Annotated in this window: 17 protein-coding genes, 1 tRNA gene, 1 rRNA gene and 1 other RNA gene; 12 read left to right on the top strand and 8 right to left on the bottom strand. The window is 42.7% G+C overall.

Annotation, left to right across the window (positions count from 1 at the left end; genetic code table 11):
- Positions 1–306: 306 nt before the first annotated feature.
- On the bottom strand, positions 307–732 hold the full coding sequence (locus PHI74_04695; GenBank protein MDD5485302.1) for a UPF0146 family protein: 426 nt from the start codon (positions 730–732) through the stop codon (positions 307–309).
- Positions 733–1,053: 321 nt separating this feature from the next.
- Between PHI74_04695 and rimI the strand changes: the two genes are divergently transcribed.
- Positions 1,054–1,488 carry a ribosomal protein S18-alanine N-acetyltransferase gene (gene rimI / locus PHI74_04690; protein ID MDD5485301.1) on the top strand — a complete coding sequence of 145 codons (435 nt, stop codon included), beginning with the start codon at positions 1,054–1,056 and terminating at the stop codon, positions 1,486–1,488.
- Here rimI and dnaG read toward each other — a convergent pair.
- A complete protein-coding gene (dnaG, locus tag PHI74_04685) occupies positions 1,475–2,638 on the bottom strand; it encodes a DNA primase DnaG (protein ID MDD5485300.1) in 1,164 nt (387 codons plus the stop codon). The genes rimI and dnaG overlap by 14 nt on opposite strands.
- Positions 2,639–2,861: 223 nt before the next feature.
- Positions 2,862–3,266 carry a DNA primase gene (locus PHI74_04680; protein ID MDD5485299.1) on the bottom strand — a complete coding sequence of 135 codons (405 nt, stop codon included), beginning with the start codon at positions 3,264–3,266 and terminating at the stop codon, positions 2,862–2,864.
- A 49-nt stretch (positions 3,267–3,315) separates the two neighbouring features.
- Here PHI74_04680 and PHI74_04675 point away from each other — a divergent pair, with 49 nt between their 5' ends.
- On the top strand, positions 3,316–3,528 hold the full coding sequence (locus PHI74_04675) for a hypothetical protein (GenBank protein ID MDD5485298.1): 213 nt from the start codon (positions 3,316–3,318) through the stop codon (positions 3,526–3,528).
- 21 nt (positions 3,529–3,549) lie between these two features.
- On the opposite strand, the gene PHI74_04670 is transcribed toward PHI74_04675, so the two are convergent.
- Both PHI74_04670 and PHI74_04665 read right to left on the bottom strand, forming a co-directional pair.
- Positions 3,550–4,860 (bottom strand): dihydroorotase, encoded by a 1,311-nt coding sequence (locus PHI74_04670; protein MDD5485297.1) that lies wholly within the window; start codon positions 4,858–4,860, stop codon positions 3,550–3,552.
- A gap of 22 nt (positions 4,861–4,882) precedes the next feature.
- Entirely contained in the window at positions 4,883–5,902 is a 1,020-nt protein-coding gene (locus tag PHI74_04665) for a phosphate uptake regulator PhoU (protein MDD5485296.1), read from the bottom strand.
- A 102-nt stretch (positions 5,903–6,004) separates the two neighbouring features.
- Between PHI74_04665 and PHI74_04660 the strand changes: the two genes are divergently transcribed.
- The 9 genes from PHI74_04660 to PHI74_04620 all read left to right on the top strand — a co-directional run bounded on the left by PHI74_04660 (position 6,005) and on the right by PHI74_04620 (position 13,212).
- Entirely contained in the window at positions 6,005–7,063 is a 1,059-nt protein-coding gene (locus PHI74_04660; GenBank protein MDD5485295.1) for a phosphate ABC transporter substrate-binding protein PstS family protein, read from the top strand.
- An 8-nt stretch (positions 7,064–7,071) separates the two neighbouring features.
- Positions 7,072–7,839, top strand: a complete 768-nt coding sequence (locus tag PHI74_04655) for a metallophosphoesterase (GenBank protein MDD5485294.1) — start codon at positions 7,072–7,074, stop codon at positions 7,837–7,839.
- A gap of 19 nt (positions 7,840–7,858) precedes the next feature.
- On the top strand, positions 7,859–8,749 hold the full coding sequence (pstC, locus tag PHI74_04650) for a phosphate ABC transporter permease subunit PstC (GenBank protein ID MDD5485293.1): 891 nt from the start codon (positions 7,859–7,861) through the stop codon (positions 8,747–8,749).
- Positions 8,746–9,597, top strand: coding sequence for a phosphate ABC transporter permease PstA (gene pstA, locus PHI74_04645; protein ID MDD5485292.1), 852 nt, complete (start codon positions 8,746–8,748; stop codon positions 9,595–9,597). The genes pstC and pstA overlap by 4 nt, the downstream gene beginning before the upstream one ends.
- A gap of 10 nt (positions 9,598–9,607) precedes the next feature.
- Positions 9,608–10,360 (top strand): phosphate ABC transporter ATP-binding protein PstB, encoded by a 753-nt coding sequence (gene pstB, locus PHI74_04640; protein ID MDD5485291.1) that lies wholly within the window; start codon positions 9,608–9,610, stop codon positions 10,358–10,360.
- Between the two features lie 64 nt (positions 10,361–10,424).
- The gene (locus PHI74_04635) at positions 10,425–10,574 is read left to right on the top strand and encodes a hypothetical protein (protein ID MDD5485290.1); all 150 of its coding nucleotides are present in this window, start codon (positions 10,425–10,427) and stop codon (positions 10,572–10,574) included.
- A 35-nt stretch (positions 10,575–10,609) separates the two neighbouring features.
- Positions 10,610–11,266: a phosphate signaling complex protein PhoU gene (gene phoU / locus PHI74_04630; GenBank protein MDD5485289.1), complete on the top strand. Its 657-nt coding sequence runs from the start codon at positions 10,610–10,612 to the stop codon at positions 11,264–11,266.
- A gap of 172 nt (positions 11,267–11,438) precedes the next feature.
- Positions 11,439–12,446: an inorganic phosphate transporter gene (locus PHI74_04625; protein MDD5485288.1), complete on the top strand. Its 1,008-nt coding sequence runs from the start codon at positions 11,439–11,441 to the stop codon at positions 12,444–12,446.
- A gap of 82 nt (positions 12,447–12,528) precedes the next feature.
- A complete protein-coding gene (locus PHI74_04620) occupies positions 12,529–13,212 on the top strand; it encodes a TIGR00153 family protein (GenBank protein ID MDD5485287.1) in 684 nt (227 codons plus the stop codon).
- On the opposite strand, the gene PHI74_04615 is transcribed toward PHI74_04620, so the two are convergent.
- Positions 13,205–13,795 carry a TIGR00296 family protein gene (locus PHI74_04615; protein MDD5485286.1) on the bottom strand — a complete coding sequence of 197 codons (591 nt, stop codon included), beginning with the start codon at positions 13,793–13,795 and terminating at the stop codon, positions 13,205–13,207. The genes PHI74_04620 and PHI74_04615 overlap by 8 nt on opposite strands.
- Positions 13,796–13,850: 55 nt before the next feature.
- Between PHI74_04615 and rnpB the strand changes: the two genes are divergently transcribed.
- An RNA gene (rnpB, locus tag PHI74_04610) (RNase P RNA component) lies at positions 13,851–14,144 on the top strand.
- A gap of 182 nt (positions 14,145–14,326) precedes the next feature.
- On the opposite strand, the gene rrf is transcribed toward rnpB, so the two are convergent.
- Positions 14,327–14,448 (bottom strand): 5S ribosomal RNA (gene rrf, locus PHI74_04605).
- A gap of 44 nt (positions 14,449–14,492) precedes the next feature.
- Positions 14,493–14,614: transfer RNA gene (locus PHI74_04600), tRNA-Cys, on the bottom strand.
- Between the last annotated feature and the right edge of the window lie 54 nt (positions 14,615–14,668).

Below are 14,668 nucleotides of genomic sequence, written 5' to 3'. Positions count from 1 at the left end.
TGTCCTGGCTTGGGGCGGTAACAATGTTTCATGAACCCCCATTGCCCATCTGATAACTCTTCAAACCTCAATTTTCATCCCCTCAGGCAGAAGAGAGGCCTCAAACTATAACTACTTTTGAAATGAGTTCAGTACTAAGTAGGATGAATTCTGAGATCTAAAAGCGATGCTCAGAAATTTGATGCGCTGAATACCAGAAAATATTATAAAATGCGTATCATACCCATACTACTCAGACGACAAAAGGGGATTTCAGCGATAAATACAAACTTTCTGATATAAAACCCCAAGAAAAACCACTAATCGCTACTTATTTATTTTTATACGATACAAATAGAAAACTGCACTTCCATAGTTTATCAGCTTTGACTCATCGAAATATTTATCAAGATCCGTCTTCTCAGATGCGAATGGCCTTATGATCACATCTGCACCCACTCTCTTTGCGACGGATGCGATCGCATGCTGCATTTCCACTGGTGGCCGAATAGAGTATATCAAGCTCGAACCTTCATATATGTGAATGTTTGGATCAAATATGTCGTCTCTGATGAAACGGATGCCTTCCACAGAGAGGTCAGAGGTATCGGTCGCAATTACCTCCAGGTGATCCTTTAGCAGAAGTGCCACCTCTGGATGCTTTCCTATACCCACCTCTATGACTTTTCCCTTATAGGAGGATACGATATATTCTGCTAAATCTTTATGACCTTTAAACATAGGTACTACCATGAACGTTGAAGTGATTTCAGCGATGAAATTACTTAAAACCATTCGTACTCCAGAGAATACCCATATATATTAATTATATTGATGCAGAGCTATATCAGTCTAAGATAAACTTCGTTTATGTAAAATCGGAGTTTTAAAATAAGAGAAAGGTATATATGTATGATTTCGATCGACAAACTCCATTGCAATATACTCCTAGAGAGGTTGAAAAAAGAAGGTAGATCACTGCTCAAATAGGAGGTGCAGGGTACCTATTTCGCTAAGTAGACTTGATGGTTATAAAAATAAAAACTCCCATAAAAAAGTTGAGATGCTATGTTTTTGATTAGACAATTTGTTCCAAATGACTTTCAGCAAGTGATCTCCATAGAAAAGGAGGCGTTTAGGGAACACGATCCATTTTTGTATATGAGGCTATATGAGATGAGTTCAGAGGGATTTTTAGTTGCGGAGAAAGATGGCGTTATTGCAGGATTCGTGGTCGGAATACTAATGCCCAATATTGAAGGAAGGATATTCTCGATTGCAGTCAACAAAAAAAACAGAAGGAGTGGTGTAGCCACATTATTGATAAAAGAGCTCTTGGATAAGTTCCGAAAAAAAGGAGTTACAAATGTGCAACTAGAGGTAAGAAAAAGTAACCTAATAGCACAAGAATTGTACCAAAAGTTGGGCTTCTATAGGATTGGTATAGCCCCAAGATACTATTGCGATGGAGAGAGTGCAATCATAATGAGAAAGATCATAAATCACTAGTGGTCAAAACTTTCACAGATAGAGGTCTTTTAACTATATTGCCCAGCTTGACACCAACTAGATATTCAAGATTCTTTTCTGCAGCGATGTCTAGTATTCTTTGAGTGATAACTCCGTCAAAAACCACACCCGTTACATTATCGCTCTCTTTAAGGACATTTGCAAGATCTCTAACGGCAACCTCTTTTATGACTTTCTTACCAGAATTTAGCAACTTCGCACTCAATGTGCCATTGAGTTCCTCAGCATATGCTTTAAGTTCGTCTTCTTTTTTAGGAGGCTTCCATCTCAGGATTCTCCTTTTGGAACTTTTCGTTCTTCGATGGGCCCCATTCTCTATAGCCTGTTCCACCGGCACCTTGTTCCTTAATGCTTTGACTATTTCCTTTTGAGTTAACTCCTCTACGCCTTTACCATCCGGCGCCCTTGCAACATAATCAATGTCTGCAGTCTGAAGCAGTTCCTTCAATATGAGGTCCCCACCCCTGTCACCGTCCAAGAAAACTGTGACAGTTTTCTTTTTGCTCAACTCCCCTATGGTCAAAGGAACGTTGGTTCCTTCTACAGCAACAGCATTCTTGATTCCGTAGCGAAGCAAATTCATGACATCCGCTCTTCCTTCCACTATGAGTATCGCATCCGAATCAAGTACATTGGGACCAGCTGGCAAGCTCTCGTCACCATAGGATGTAATCTTTTCTATACGCACCGCTTGCCTCACAGATTCTGTTATCTCTTGTCCTCCAAGAGTGCCTTGATCGAATTTATCAGAAAGAACATGTTTTGCCTTATCTATGATCTGTTTTCTTTTCGTCACCCTAATATCCTCAACTTTTTCCACACTAAGCTCAGCAACACAAGGTCCTACCCTATCTATAGTTTCTATGGCTGCAGCTAATATGGCTGTTTCAACTTTATCCAGAGAGGACGGAATTAAAATAATCCCAGTCGATTTACCTGCCTTAGAGTCTATATTGACCTCTATCCTACCTATTCTCCCGGTCTTCTGAAGATTCCTTAGATCTAGGTCCTCACCGAGCAATCCTTCTGTTTGTCCAAATACGGCTCCAACTACGTCTGGTTTCTCCACAACGCCTTCGGCATTGATACGAATATGGATTATATATTTCGTTGTATCAGAATTTTGCATTTATTTAAACCCCCTTAAGGAAAAATAGCTAGTGTAATCAAGGGGAAGTTTAACCACTAAGTTACCTGCCCCTTTATGCCCTACAACCTTTCAGATTACTAATAAATTAATCATAAATGATGTTAAGAGTACCTACTTAGCTATTTTACCCATGATAGTGATAAACTCCCTATATCACAATGCTACGTATATTATGCTACGGTTTAATAAAGTTATGGTTTGGTTAATATCGATTGTACACTTCTCGTCTAAGGCTATGAACGTAACCACTCAGACCCTCCACGTCCTTGACCTCCTTTCGTACAAGTTTTTTGATCTTGTTTCTTATCAAATTGTTGGGCTTCGTGTTAGATGCTTGTAGATATCCTGAGATCTTTTTTGCCATTTTTTTACCTCGAGAGTCCCAATCAGTTAGGATGATTGCCTGATTTGTTTTTCGTGAGATGCTCTCAGCAAAATTCAACAATGGCGGATAAGAAGCAAGCGAAATTTGATCGGAAATGCCCAATTCGTTCAAGGCATCTCGATCCTTTTTCCCTTCGACTATTATGACCGCCCCCTCATTAGATAAATCCTTAATCTCACAGAGTATCTGCTCGATTTGTTGCAGTCTATCAAGATCATCCATATATACCAAACACCAACGAGATCAAACATAGAAGTTAAAGCTTAAAAGGATGTCCCCTGACGCACTAACTCCGAGAGATCATCCTCTGGAGAACTCCGCAGTCCCTCTCAGTTACCCTCGTGCCAGGGGAGCTGTTCCGCAGTGGGGTTGTCTTACGGTCATCGATAGCACGGATGCAATAACTCCCGCAAGGACCTATTCAACGCGGATGTTGCCCCCTTTTACCAGCAGTTCAAACAGAACTGTAACACTGGTCTCCTAGAAGGCAATACACAATTTGCAATCACATATATATAGGTTTGTTGGCACCCTTGCCTGGAATGAAACGCCCATAACCTTTTTCGCCAACTATTTCACCATCGTACATGAGCTCTCCACGCACAAAGGTCATTTTGGGAAATACCCCATCCAGTCCCTCAAAAGGAGTCCAACCAGACTTGCTGTGCAGATTCCTGGCCTTTATAGGCGTGACGTCATTTAGATCGACCAAAACGATATCAGCATCTTTTCCAACAGCGATCTCGCCTTTCTCGCCCAAGCAGAATATCCTAGCTGGATTGGTAGCCATGAGCTCGATCACACGTTGAAGCGATATGATCCCTTTCTTTACAGCAGATAACATCAATGGTAAGGATGTCTCGACGCCTGGCACACCGGCTGGCGTGCGCCATATGTCTTGCTTTTTTTCTTCCATAGTATGAGGGGCATGGTCAGAGGCGATGATGTCGATTTTATGTAATCCAGCCCAAAGATTCTCACGATCCAATTCACTTCTCAGTGGAGGGTTCATCTTGCCAAAGGTGCCCAAGCGATCCCAGTCCTTTTGCGATAGGAAGAGGTGATGGGGCGTGACCTCAGAAGTGATGTCTGCCCCGATTAAGTCCAAGCCCTCTCTCGTACTAAGATGGCAGATGTGGAGCTTTACGCCGGTATCTTGAGCCAACCGTATAGCTTTTGCCATAGCGGCAACTTCGCAACCATTGGGCCTAGATGATGAATGAGCGCTGGGGTCTGTTCTATCACCCAACTTCTCAATGTTCTCCCTTATGATTTGCTCGTCTTCTGCGTGAATACAGGCAATGCCCCCCAAGCGCTTGATAATTCGAAGTGAACTCCAAAGCGTATCATCATCAACGCTTAGCCCCCCCATAGAATCTGCCATGTATATCTCACCGAATGCGGTTATACCAGAAGCCCATAATACCTCCAATTCCGCTGCTTGAACAACTCCGGCATTGATGCCAAAATCGACTATCGATTTGCTCTCTGCTTCCCTCAGTTTGACCTTAAAGGAGTCTACAGAAGTAGTAGGTGGGATCGTGTTCGGGTGATCCACCACGCTGGTCACGCCACCCGCTACTGCCGCAGATGAACCGGTATACCAGTCCTCTTTGTGAGTCAAACCCGGATCCCGAAAATGTACATGAGCATCCACCATGCCTGGAAGCACAAGTAAGCCATGCGCGTCTATAATATGCTTTGCCACAATATCTTTCGCAATTCTTGCAATCTTTCCATCGACTATTGCTATCTCTGCCTCTAGGATGTCCCCTGCTGACACCAATCTGGCATTTTTGATGACTAAATCGAACATAGTATTTTCCTTAGGCGTTATTTCAAACCTCTGGTTCTTTAACGCCCATGTTAATCACTATCTCTGCTATGTCTGCCCCATACTCTACCATCCTTCTTAGGCTTTCTAGAACAGACCTTAAGCATGTCTGCTCTGTTATGCTGAGTGAAGTTTTAAATATCCTATTACTTATCATCGTTGCCAGATTAGCGACTTCTTGTGATTCTGCTATTGCTCTATTCGCGGTTTTTAAATCTCTTTTGGAAAGACTTTCTAACGAAAGATCAAAGACCTTATGAACAAGTTCGCTTAACCCAGATATCTCTGTGTATATCTCAGGATTAAGATATCCTATTTGTATTGCATCTCTCGCAATTTTTTCGGCATGATCTGCTATCCTTTCCATGCTCTTTATGATTAGCCTATATGCCATACAATCTCTTGGGCGCCTAATGCCTATTTTCTTGGCTAGCTCTGGATCTCTGAGCGCTGCTTTGAGTTGTCTCACAATCAATAAATAGAACCTATCCACATCATCATCTCGCTGGATTACGTCTCTGGCAAGCTCTATGTCCCCTTGCAAAGCCCTAATCGAATCTTTTTGAATGGATTTAATGATACCGGATATTCTTTGAATCGCTTTCTCAAGATTCAGCTCTTCATAGTTTAGAAGGCTCTGCAAAATCAACTCGTCGCCTGATTCCTCGACCACTTCGAGCCCCATTAGCCTTTGTCTAACTGTATCCTTAATCCACTTCCTATCCTGTGTATTGAACCCCTTCTGAGAGACCAGGTTGATTATGTCATAGCCAACCAGATAGTGTGCTATTAACAATCTTAGGATGTCCTCAGGCTTTTCGCCCGGACATAGCTTTATAACTGCTCTGGACATCCCCTGCTTCTTCTTTGGCTTTGCTGTAAGCAGGATTGATTTATCCTCTTGCCAGCGTAGGGTCACTTCATCTCCCTGGTTGATTCCTACCTCTCTTGCCCAACTTATTGGTAGAGATATTGTTAACGTTGAGCCGCCGGTCATCTGGATCTTTCGTTTCTCCTCTTTCATGTTTCTCCTCTTATATATAGATTATTGATTGAATATATAGTTATTGGGATAAAGTATATATAAACATTACTATGTATATATAACAAAAAAAGGTGTAAAAAAATGAAACTGGATATAAGCTTAAAATCAGTATTAGTTCTGATTTTGATAATCGGGGCAAGTTTTGCTACTAATCCAATAGCAGCACAGGCGATACCAACGGGCCTTTCAGGTGAGCTGACAATAGCAGGCTCTACAACTGTACTGCCGATAAGTCAGGAATGTGCAAGGATTCTCATGGAGAGTAACCCCTCGCTAAGAGTGTCTGTATCCGGCGGCGGCTCAGGTCATGGCGTAAAAGCGGCTGGAGCGGGTGAGATAGATATAGGGGCTGCATCGAGGGACGTAAAATCGGAAGAGATGGGGACTTATCCTGACCTGAAGCCAGTGGCAGTAGGAAAGGATAGCGTTGCCATCGTCGTTCATCCGAGCAATCCTGTAAGTGGACTGACGATGGAACAGGCTTCTAAGATATTCAGCGGAGAGATAACGAACTGGAAGGAAGTAGGGGGATTGGATGCAGAGATCAGAGTGATAACAAGAGAAGAAGGTTCAGGGACAAGAGAAGTATTCGATGAATACGTGATGAAGCACTTTGGTAAAATAATAGCGGCAAAAGCATCGGTGAAACCATCGAATGGTGAGGTGAGAGCAACAGTGGGCGGAGATGCGAAGAGCATTGGCTACATATCCCTTGGATATGTTGACTCATCTGTCAAAGCAACTAAGATAGATGGAATAGAAGCAACAGTCGAGAACGTCCTTTCTGGAAATTATCCCATTTCGAGGAATCTGTACCTCATGACTAAGGGGGGGCCAAGTGCTTTGGAGAGAGCATTCATAGATTTCGTATTGAGCGAAGAAGGGCAAAAAGTGGTAGAAGACATGGGCTACATAAAAGTGACAGGGCAAGCAACATCGCCAAAGCCAGTGCCAATAGCAGCACCTACACCTATATCCACACCAGCACCAACGCCAAAACCGACACCAATGCCAACAGTCAGACCCAAACTAACCCCAGCACCAGCACCCACACAAGCACCAGGAATACCAGGATTTGGAGCGGTATTTGCCATTGCAAGTTTGTTGACGATGGCTTATGTAGTGCTCAGAAGGAGTTAAAGAGGGACATGAAGATAGTACATATATCCGATATCCATGTAGCTGGACCGTATTTCCTACCGGATTTGATGGACAACGTAATAAAAGAGATAAACAAAATAGAGCCAGAAATATTGGTTGTTACCGGTGATTTGACACAAGACGGTTATCCTTTCGAATTTCATCGCGCTAAAGGCTACATAAAGAGGATGAAAAGCAAGGAAATAGTTGTGATTCCAGGAAATCATGACGAGCGGAACGTTGGCTATCTCTGTTTTGAGGAGATATTTGGTCCAAGGTCAGTAGTAAATAAATATAAAAATATAACAATTGTCGGCGTCGATTCTGCACAACCAGATATTGACGAAGGGCATGTGGGCAGAGAAAAATATGAGTGGATAGAACATTGTCTTGAAACTGACGGATTTAAAGTAGTAGCCCTACACCACCATTTAATTTCCGTTCCTAAAACAGGTCGGGAAAGAAACATACTTATCGATGCCGGCGATGTTCTCGAACTACTTGTAAGACATGGGATTGATCTGGTACTTTGCGGACATAAACACGTTCCTTGGATATGGAATTTGAATGGCATGATAGTTACTAATGCGGGGACTGCATGCACGCAAAGCACTAAATGGAATATTCCCCCCCCCTCTTTTAACCTGATAGAAATAGATGAAGATGAAAAGGAAGGAATGAGGATGTACAGAGTGTATTCAAGAGGGGAAAAGAAGCTGGTGTTAGAGATGGATGGGGAAAAGGCAACGAAATATGAGAGCTTTGGAACTTTTTAGCTGCTTTAGATGTGAAAGGATGGTCTTCAAGAAGGAAAACATAATAGAAAAGCTATTATTAATCTCCGCCCTCTCTTCTGCCCTTATCGTATTTTTCATCATCGCATTCATGTTAAGGGAGGGCATTCCAGCCTTAATGTTGGGTTGGGATTTTATCTTTGGGATGAACTGGCGTCCTTCTCATGACCAGTTTGGGATTTTTCCCATAATTGTGAGCACATTCATAGTTGGGGGAGGTGCATTAGCTATTGCTGCTTCTATTGGCATACCTACAGCAATTTTCTTGGCTGAACTCTCTCCTACATGGCTTCGTAATATTCTCAAGCCATCGGTGGAGATGCTTGTTGGGATCCCTTCGATAATTCTCGGCTTTTTTGGATTAATGGTATTCGTTGTCTTTATAAGGGACTCATTGGGCGGATATGGCGAATGCATCCTCGCTGGTTGGATAATCCTTGCAATAATGACATTGCCGCATGTTGTCAGCATATCAGAAGATTCTATCAGGGCAGTTCCAAAAGGATACAAAGAAGCATCGCTTGCACTCGGTGCTACGCATTTACAGACCATTAAAAAGGTGATACTACCAAATGCTCGTTTTGGGATATTAGCCTCCTTGATTTTGGGCATGGGAAATGCAGTAGGAGAGACGATGGCGGTTTTGATGGTTATCGGCAATCCGGAGATACCATGGATCCCCACTTCAATATTGGAGCCGGTGCGAGTGCTCACATCCACGATAGTTATTGAATATTCCTATGTTATGTGGGGCTCAATGCATCAGCACGCTTTGTTCGCCATAGGAGTCGTTTTATTCTTAATTGTCGCAATTCTTAATCTAGTAACCTATGTTGCAATAAAAGGGAGTTTAGGCACTACTACTGTAATGAAAGGAGTGATCCGTGAATGATAAAAGAAAGGGTAATAAAAATAAGCTTGTACACGGTCTCCCTAATTTCTCTAGCGGTATTGTTCACTGTCATAGCTTACATATTTTTAAATGGCATACAGGTCATAAATTTTAGCTTCTTACTAAAATCGCCAAATTACATAGCCCTCGAGAAAGGAGGAATATTTCCTCAAATTATCGGTTCATTATGCCTTCTCTCTGTTTGTTTGCTTTTTGCAGTACCTCTTGGCGTGGCATCAGGAATATATCTTGCGGAATATGCCCCAGAGAACATAATAACAAAAAACGTCAGGTTCTTTGTAGAGTGCTTAGCTGGAATACCCTCAATAGTGATTGGCTTGTTTGGACTTATATTCCTCGTTTATTATCTCGATTTTGGTCCCTCCATGTTAGCAGGTGGTCTCTCTCTTGGCTTCATGATCCTGCCATGGACGGTTAAAGCCTCCGAGGAGGCAATAAAAGCGGTACCTCAAGCTTATAGGAAAGCATCTCTTGCTTTAGGAGCTTCTAAGTGGCAAAGTATTCGTAGTGTGGTGCTAAAAAGCGCCTATCCAGGTATAATAACCGGTATATTACTTGGTGCTGGGAAGGCTATAGGGGAGTCTGCTGTCATTCTTCTCACAACTGGTGGTCTTGTAGCCTATACGCCTCACTCGTTACTGGATGATGTTGGTGCGTTGCCGGTTTATATTTACATGATATTGACGGTTATTCCAGCTTCTAGGGATGTAGCTGAATCATACGCATTTGGCGCCTCCCTTGTTCTAATCACGATGTTTTTGATGATAAGCGTATTTGCCCTATTCCTTCGGAATAGATATTATAGGATTATGAGTGGGGGGAGGTGAAAAAACAAAAATGATTAAAATAGAAGTGAAGGGGTTGAATGTATACTATGGTTTTGTAGCAGTGCATGCGTTAAAAGAAGTGAATATAAAAATAAAAACAAATAAAATAACTGCATTGATTGGACCTTCTGGCTGCGGGAAAACAACTTTTTTAAGAGCACTAAACAGAATGAACGAACTTAGTAGAGCACATACGAAAGGCGAGGTTATCATAGATGGAATCGATATATATAATGGAAAAGTGGATGTCATCCAGTTGAGGAGGAAAATAGGGATGGTGTTTCAGCAGCCAAATCCATTTCCTATGAGCATATATGAGAATGTCGCCTACGGTCCGAGGATTCATGGAGTGCAGAATAGAAAGTTAGATAGAATAGTGGAAGAGAGTTTGAAGAAAGCGGCATTGTGGGATGAAGTGAAAGACAGGTTAGAAGAAAGCGCATTGAGATTCTCTGGTGGTCAACAACAGCGATTATGTATTGCTCGTGCACTGGCAGTAAACCCGGAAGTCATCCTCTTCGATGAGCCGTGTTCAGCCTTAGACCCCTTATCAACGGCGAGGATAGAAGAGCTGTTACAAGAATTGAAAAAGGATTATACGATCGTGATAGTAACACATAACATGCAGCAGGCAGCTCGAGTTTCTGATTTTACCGCTTTCTTCCTAGTTGGTGAGCTAATAGAATACGGTGAAACCAAGCAAATATTTGAGCGACCTAAAGATAAAAGGACTGAAGATTATATCACTGGGCGGTTTGGCTAATTAATGGAAGAGATTTATTTATTTCGATACATAGAAAAAATAGAAATAAGAAGAGCAGAATTCCATGAAAGGAGCAAAAAATGATAGGAGAGCGCGAATTTTGAAGACTTACAAAGCATTTTCTGGTAAAAAACATATTTTTCTTGAACTCAATGAGAGAGAAGTCAGGGTCACATTTGAGTCTACCGTCTATTCTGGATTTGTTCCCAAGTAGGGAAAAGATGGAGAAGTATGTGGGGGTAGTCTAGTATGGAAGTAAGAAAAGAATACATAGAGGATTTGAAAAAGCTCAAAAAAGATGTTCAGAGGATGGGTGAGCTGGCTAAGGAATCTGCGGGAAATGCGATCAAAGCTCTCGTCCAGCGAGATATGGAATTATCATCAAAGATAATCAAGGAGAATAATAGAATAGACAAATTGGAATTTGATATAGAAAAAAATTGTATCAGACTGCTTGCGCTTCAACAGCCCATGGCTGTTGACCTCAGAACGATAGAAACTTGCATGAAGATAATAACGGATTTCGACAGGATCAGCGATCTCGCGGGTGACATTGCGGAGATTGTTCAGAGGATGGCGAATGAATCTTTCGCAAAACCGCTGATTGATATACCCAGGATGTCGGAGATTTCACAAGGCATGATTTCTGATTGCCTTTTAGCGTTTTCATCAGGAGATATAAAAATGCTTGGTGATATCTCAGCGCGAGATGATTTGTTAGATGGACTATTTGATCAAATCAGGCGGGAATTGCTGACGATCATGATAGAAGATCCAAAATGCATTTCAAACGCAAGTAATCTGACTTTCGTTGCGTTGCATTTAGAGCGAATAGGCGATCATGCATGCAACATTGCTGGCAGGGTCATATACATGGTCACTGGCGAAAGGATAAAGCTTGGTTAGAATTATATGATCTTTCGCAGTAGTAGGTGGGATCGTGTTCAGATGATCTAACACGCTGGTTACGCCACCTGCTGCAGATGGACCGGCATATACCAGTCAGCCACTTGTATACTTGCCCTCTTTACGGGCCCATAGACGTTAAATAGCTTCCCATCATTAGGTAGGTGAACGAGTGATATTCGACCCTTTAATCATCGCGATATTCGCCGCTGGGCTATACATGGCATGGAACGTAGGATCGAACGATCTAGCAAATGCGATGGGGACTACGGTCGGCATCGGTACATTAAGCCTCAAACAAGCCATTGTACTAGGCGGAGTGGTGAGTTTTTCAGGCGCTGTGCTATTTGGCTCCAGGGTAACGGAAACAGTGGCAAAGGGCATCGTTCCGATCTCGCTGATCGATGCGCACTCTGTCATGCTGGGGGCATTGGCTGCTACTTTGGCTGCTGGAATGTGGATTACCTTTGCCACATATCTCAATCTTCCAGTATCAACATCTCATTCCATAGTCGGTGCAATGCTTGGCTTTGGGCTGGTTTCTGTCAGCCAAGGAACCATAAACATGGGAGATATTGTCTGGGCGGTTCTACTCAAAATTGTGGCTAGCTGGGTCCTTTCCCCGGTTGCAGGAGGAGTGGTAGCATTTCTGTTATTCACGATGATTCGACGGTTACTTGAACGAATGGATGACCCACTTAGGGCTGATCGACCCCTCAGATTTCTTGAGGTTGTCGCCTCATGTTGGGTGATATTTGCACTTGGCTCCAATGATGTAGCGAATGCAATAGGTCCGTTATCTGCAGCCTTGGGGACTATGGGGATGGAGCTGCCAATTTGGGTCCTGGCCTTTGGAGGTTTTGGCATCGTATTGGGCATGTTTACCTGGGGATACAGAATAATCGAGACCATAGGCAAAAAGATCACAGAGTTGACGCCTGCCAATGCCTTTGCAGCGCAATTTGGAGCTGCTGCCACCGTATTGGTCTGCTCCTCATTTGGAATGCCCGTATCAACCACACACACAATAGTTGGAAGCGTGGTGGGAGTTGGACTCGCTGGCGGGTTAGAGGCAGTAGATCTAAGTGTGATAAGGAAAATAGTTTTTTCGTGGGTGTTAACCGTCCCAATCGTAATGGTCATTGCAGCTGTGACCTATCTAGGGTTGATGATAATATGAGACATACAGTTGATTTAAATATCATAAAGATGTTAATGATTAATCGTTTGAATTAAATTCATATGTAGGAATTGGGGACAATATGAGATACATGCGTTCGATTTTAGGTATTTTTGCAGAATCACCATTTAAGCCGTTGTACTCTCATGCGGAGAAGGCATGCGAAGCAGCATATAAATTAGAAGAGATTGTTCAAGCATATTGCGATGGCGATGTTGAAAAAGTACAGGAACTCAATGAGGAGATATCTGGCCTAGAGCATGAAGCAGACATAATCAAACAAGAGATAAGAAAAAGAGTACCATATTCAGTGCTTTTACCAGTTAATCGACAAGATATACTGGAATTCTTAAAACCACAAGATGGAATATCAGATTGTGCTGAGGATGTTGCCAAACTGATGACGCTCAAATCATACGTTCTACCAGAGGAGATCAAGAGGGGGTTAACAGAAATGACACATATGACTATGAAGGCGATTGATGCATATCTAAAAGTGACTGAGAGTATTTCTCAATTAGTATCAACATCTTTTAGAAAAAAAGATATAAAAGAGACGTTAGAACTAATACCCCCTGTGGAGAAACTAGAGCATGAGATTGACACAATCGAGATCTTGCTGACCAAAAAAATCTTTCTCGCTGAGGATGAAATAGGCACCTTGGGTGTTTTCCATCTGGCCAAAATCTTGGATGTACTTGGGGATGTATCAGACAATGCAGCTAGGGCAGTCGATCGCCTTAGAACGATGGTGATATCTATATAATTTTTTTCTCCCCTATGTCCCCTGCTGGAGAGTTTTCCGCAAATATTTGCCCCTCGAAAACATGTATTTGCGTATCTTCTTCCAACCACGAGTCCGGATATAATCCTGCTTTCATACATGCCTGAGAGAGGAATTCTTCTTCGTCAAATTGGTGCTCAATGGCAACTTGTGGTAAAAGAAGCCCCTGATTCCCTCCTTTAGTGACTATCAAGCCATGTTTTCCAATCTCTATTTTTTGTGGTAACGTCGTTGGCTTAGCATGAATAAGTCTTGGCGGAGTTAGCACAGTGACCTCAATTGTTATTTCGTCCAGTTCCTCTGCCCTAACAGGCATAAATCTTGGATCGTTCTTAGCAGAATTTATCGCAGAATCGATGATGGCTTCACCCAATGGCATAGTGGGATAGGGGTACCCTATACACCCCCTTAGGCCATTTTTATGTAAGGTAACGAACACACCTCTTTTCTCACTAAATTTTGTCGGTAATTTCTCTGGATGAAATAGCTCACCATCCCTAACATATTTATCAATAGCGCTCCTAGCAAGCTTTACTGCCCTTACACCCTCTCCGAGAGTTAACACATTTTGTTATTTGGGAGCAAAAGATATATATGTTTTTTTGTGTGAATATAGGATAGAGAGAGGAGGGGCGGTTGCCGCAACCGAAGGTTGTGAGGAAAGTCCTCCCACCATCTGGACATACGAGTGCGCGTAAGCGCACAAGGCGAGAGTCTTGGCTCTGGCACAGAAACGATACCACGCTACACTAATGCGATGACTTCGCAAGAACGAGGTCGTGTAGGTTGTGGGTGGAACGGCGAAACCTCGTAGGTGCAAGCCAAAGATGGGTAGATGAGGAGTCCAGCCGATACCCAAGTATGGCGCTCAGACGAATGCCGCTGAAACAAAAGGAGGCTTACCATCCTCACTCAATTTCAAAAAAAGATGACAAGTAGTTTAGAATAATATCATAAATATATTACTACAAATTTGAGAATGCTTATTGACTTTATTTTTATAACTTAACAAAGCCCAAAATTTGACCGATGTAGTTTTTGACCCCTAAGCATGACCCCTTTGAGCAGGATCATGCGAAAAAACAAATATAATTGAGCATAGCAGCGATCTATGGTTCCCACGTGCTCGCGCTCCGCAGTACAGCATAGAACGCGGACGGTCTTATCTTCTGGGTTCGAGATGGGACCAGGAGTTTCCCCGTCGCTATGACCGCTATGCCCAACGTATGAATGCTTCTACACTTAGTTTCAAGAATTTCAGAAGCCAAGGACCGGAATTGAACCGGCAAAAAGCCGCTCTCCACCGAGAAGAAACTACGTTGCTCCTTCGATGATCCTCTTTTTCAGCTGCAGGCGGCTGCGTTAACCATTCCGCCACCTTGGCATCAAAGGATAGCAGCCTTTTGATATCTTGCCCTACCTAAGATAGAACTGACCA

It is taken from the genome of Methanocellales archaeon (assembly GCA_028715985.1).
Classification (GTDB): Archaea; Halobacteriota; UBA148; order UBA148; family UBA148; genus UBA148.
Note: the sequence above shows the minus strand (reverse complement) of the source record. Positions and strands in the feature narration are given on the sequence as shown.